This is a genomic window from Dietzia sp. SLG310A2-38A2, assembly GCF_014145095.1.
Taxonomy (GTDB): Bacteria; Actinomycetota; Actinomycetes; order Mycobacteriales; family Mycobacteriaceae; genus Dietzia.
The window spans coordinates 4,266-8,212 of record NZ_JAALDX010000546.1; the positions used below are offsets into that span (position 1 = coordinate 4,266).

The 3,947-nt window shown below is 68.8% G+C and carries 4 protein-coding genes; 1 reads left to right on the forward strand and 3 read right to left on the reverse strand.

All coding sequences use genetic code 11. The features are described 5' to 3' along the window. Positions 1–161 precede the first annotated feature (161 nt). On the forward strand, positions 162–839 hold the full coding sequence (locus G6027_RS17730; protein ID WP_182638287.1) for a Crp/Fnr family transcriptional regulator: 678 nt from the start codon (positions 162–164) through the stop codon (positions 837–839). On the opposite strand, the gene G6027_RS17735 is transcribed toward G6027_RS17730, so the two are convergent. From G6027_RS17735 to G6027_RS17745, 3 genes are all read right to left on the reverse strand, one after another. Continuing rightward, a complete protein-coding gene (locus tag G6027_RS17735; RefSeq protein WP_182638288.1) occupies positions 826–2,847 on the reverse strand; it encodes a M13-type metalloendopeptidase in 2,022 nt (673 codons plus the stop codon). The genes G6027_RS17730 and G6027_RS17735 overlap by 14 nt on opposite strands. A 35-nt stretch (positions 2,848–2,882) precedes the next feature. After that, a complete protein-coding gene (locus G6027_RS17740; protein WP_182638315.1) occupies positions 2,883–3,512 on the reverse strand; it encodes a hypothetical protein in 630 nt (209 codons plus the stop codon). Between the two features lie 48 nt (positions 3,513–3,560). Beyond that, positions 3,561–3,947: DUF4395 domain-containing protein (locus G6027_RS17745; RefSeq protein ID WP_187703000.1), on the reverse strand; the 387-nt coding region annotated here is incomplete at its 5' end.

Consider the following 3,947-nt stretch of genomic DNA (forward strand, 5'->3'; position numbering starts at 1 on the left):
ATCGACTGAACGCGTTCGCGGGACGAGTACCTCTGACATCTTCTCCCCGATCGTTGGTGGATCCGAATCTAGGGAGCCGCCCGGGCTGGCGCATTGATTTACGTCAACATCGGGTGAGGCAAAACATACGAGGCGGGTGCCGGGGGGCCACACTGGGAGACATGATCGCTCACGGGGACGTCTCCGGGATCGCCGGTTCCGCACTGTTCGCCTCGTTGCCGCCGCGCTGCTGGGCCTACCTGGCCGACTCCTCCCGGACTGTCGAGGCGCGACCCGGTTCCACGGTGCAGCTGGCCGGGGAGCCGGTGAGCCGACTGGTGCTGATCACCGCCGGCGCCCTCCACGTCATCCGGGAGGACCGGTCCGGCCACCAGCGGCACGTCAGGATCCTCGGGCCCGGCCGTCATCTCGGCCTGGTGGAGTTCGCACTGGGCTGCCCCGCTCGTCACAGCGTCGTCGCCGCCGAGGCGACGACACTGACCACCGTCTCGCACGACGCCCTGCGCGCAGCGGCCGCCGCCTGCCCGGTCCTCCACGACTCGATCACACGCGCCCTGGCCGAGAAGGTGGTCGAGAGCGAACAACATCTCGATTCGCTCACCTCGGAGGACGTGTCGACGCGGCTGGTCTCCTACCTGCGCTCACTGCCCGCCACGCCCGGACGGGACGGGCGCTCCCGTGTGCGACTGCCGGTGTCCCAGTCCGATCTCGCCTCGCACCTGGGGACCACACCGGAGACGTTGAGCCGTCGCCTCCACGATCTCATCGACTCCGGTGCGGTGGAGCGGGTCGCCCGCCGCGAGTTCGTACTCGAGCACGGTCGGCTCACCAGATACTGACGCGCTCCTCGGGGGCGAGCCACAGTCCGTCACCCTCGGTCACCTCGAACGCGGCGTGGAAGTCGTCGAGGTTCCGCACCACCTGGTTGCAGCGGAACTCCGGCGGGGAGTGCGGGTCCACGGCCAACCGGCGGGCGGCCTCCTCCGCGCGGGTCTTGGTGCGCCACACGATGGCCCAGGAGGTGATCAGGCGCTGGATGCCGGTCATGCCGTCGATCTCCGGGCCCACCTCCGTCCCCTCCGCCGGCTGCCCGTTCGACCCCTGCCCGTTCGACCCCTGCGCCAACCGGTAGGCCAGGAGCGCGATGGTCAGCCCGCCGAGGTCGCCGATGTTCTCCCCCACCGTGAAGGCCCCGTTGACGTGATCCTTCGCGGGGTCCAGACCGTCCGGGGTCAATCCCTGGTACTGGTCGATCAACGCATCTACGCGGGTGGAGAACGCCGAGCGGTCGTCGTCGGTCCACCAGTCCACCAGGTTGCCGTCGCCGTCGTACTTCGACCCCTGGTCATCGAAACCGTGGCCGATCTCGTGACCGATCACCGCACCGATCGCGCCGTAGTTGGCGGCGTCGTCGGCGTCGGCGTCGAAGAACGGGGGCTGGAGGATGGCGGCCGGGAACACGATCTCGTTCATCACCGGGTTGTAGTAGGCGTTGACCGTCTGCGGGGTCATGTGCCACTCACCGCGGTCGACCGGGCCGCCGAGCTTGCCCAGCTCGTAGCGGTGCTCGAACTCGGCGGACCGCCTCACGTTGCCGAGCAGGTCGTCCGGGCGCACCTCGAGCGCCGAGTAGTCGCGCCACTTCTCCGGGTAGCCGATCTTGGGCACGAACGCCTCGAGCTTCTCCTGCGCCCGCTCGCGCGTCTCCGGCGTCATCCACGGCAGCCGAGCGATGGAGTAGCGGTAGGCGGCGGTGAGGTTCTCGACCAACTCGACCATCCGGGCCTTGTGGCCGGGCGGGAAGTGACGAGCCACGTACTCTTTACCCACCTCCTCACCGAGAGCCCCCTCGACCGCGGCGACGCCACGCTTCCACCGCGCCTTGATCTCCTCCGTGCCGGACATCGCGGTGCCGTAGAAGCGGAAGTCCTCCTCCACCAGGTCGCTGGTCAGATAGGGCGCGCGCGAACCGAGGACTCGCCACCGCAGCCATTCCTTCCACGTCTCCAGTGGTTCGGTCGACCACAACTCGGCGACAGCGGTGAGGAAGTCGGGCTGCATGGCCACGAGCCGGCCGAAGGTCTCCTCCGAACCGCCCACCTCACGGGCCCAGTCGTGCCAGGGGAATCCGGGTGCCAGACCGGGGAGCTCGTCCCAGGTGACGGGGTTGTAGGTCTTGTCGGCGTCGCGACGGGCCACCACGTCCCAGTGTGCGGCGGCGATGCGGGACTCCAGTGCGACGATCCGCTCGGCGCGGGCGCGGGCGTCCTCGTCCCCCGACAGTCCCGCGAGCACGAGCATCCGCGCCACGTGATCGGTGTACTGCTCGCGCAGCTCCGCGTACTGGTCCTCGCGGTAGAAGGATTCGTCCGGCAGCCCGATCCCGTACTGCACCAGGTAGAGGATGTACTCGGTGGAGTTCTTGGCGTCGTTGTTGACGTAGGCGCCGACCAGTCCGCCGACGCCCACCTTCTCCAGCCGCGCCATGGCCAGGGCCAGCGAGTCGGCGTCGGTCGCGCCGTCGATCTCGGCAAGGTCGGGCGCGAGCGCAGCGACGCCCGCGGCCTCGACCGCGTCGGTGTCCATGAAGGAGGCGTAGAACGCGCCGATCTGCGAGTCCACCGGGGCGTCGGTGATGATGTCCCGCACGCGCTCCTCGGACAGGTCGCGCAGGGCGAGGAACGCACCGTCGATCGGCCGGTCGGCGGGGATCACGTGATCGCGGATCCAGGTGCCGTTGACGTGTTGGTAGAGGTCGTCCTGGGGACGGACGTCCCGGTTGACGTACTGCAGGTCGAGGCCCGAAGGGCGCGAGTCGTCTGTCGTGGGGATCTCGGTCGCTGTCATGCGACCAGGTTACGGAAGGCCCGGCGACCGGTCCCTCAGTAGAAGCCGTTCCGGAGGTTGTGCGCTTTGGCGCCCGAATAGGCGTCGACCATCCCCCAGACCCAGAACCCGAGCATGATCGGGATCCCGATCAGGACCACGGACAGCAGGATGCCGAGGAAATAGCCGGCCATGATGCCGATCCCCTTGCCGGCCTGGCCGTTGATCATGGTGCCGAGCCCGGGCAGGAAGAAGGACAGCACCAGCGAGAGTGCCGGTTCCTTGCGCGTGGCCCCGTAGTTCGGCGCGTACGGGTGCACCGCGCCGTACCCCGGTGAGCCGTAGGGCTGCACTCCATAGGGCTGCACGCCGTAGGGCTGGGCCCCGTAGTACTGGGCCCCGTAGTACTGGGCGCCATAGGGCTGCTGGTCAAACGGGTGCTGGTCAAACGGGTGCTGGCCGAACGGCTGTTGCCCGAACGGTTGCTGATCGAAGGGAGGGGTCGCGTACTCCTGACCACCGAAGGGCGCTGAACCGTAGGGCTCCGTCCCGTAGGGATACCCGTCCCCGTACCGCTGCCCGCCGGCAGAGAACCGATCACCGGCGTTCGACGGCGTCCCATACTCTGAGCCGTAGCCTCGGGGGTCTTCGCCGTACGACTCGTGATTCTCGGACGGAGTAGTCATGTCCACAACAGTAACGCGGTGGAACGACGTGCCGGTTGCGAGTCGGTCTCAGTTGCGCGCGGTCATCCCGGGCCGGGCCCAGATGTCCGCGCAGTCGACACAGGCGTCCTCCGATACGACCCCCACCCGCTGCAGTTGCCCGTACATCCAGCACCCCAGGCAGAACCCCAGGGCGGCCTCGGCGAGAGCGGCAGCCACGAGCACGCCCAGGACCACGACCCCTGCCACCGTCATCCCGCCCAGGAACAACCCGAGCGCGACCGAGGACATGACCAGGCCGATCGTCTGGGCGAATCGCTTGGGCGCACCTGCGACCAACTTGGGCTCGGAGCTGACCCTCGGGGCCAGCACGTGCACCGAGAGCCTGCCGAACGGCGAGTACCGCGGCCCTCCGGCCACCCGGAGGGCGAAGCCCCCGACGAGCGCCGCGGCGAG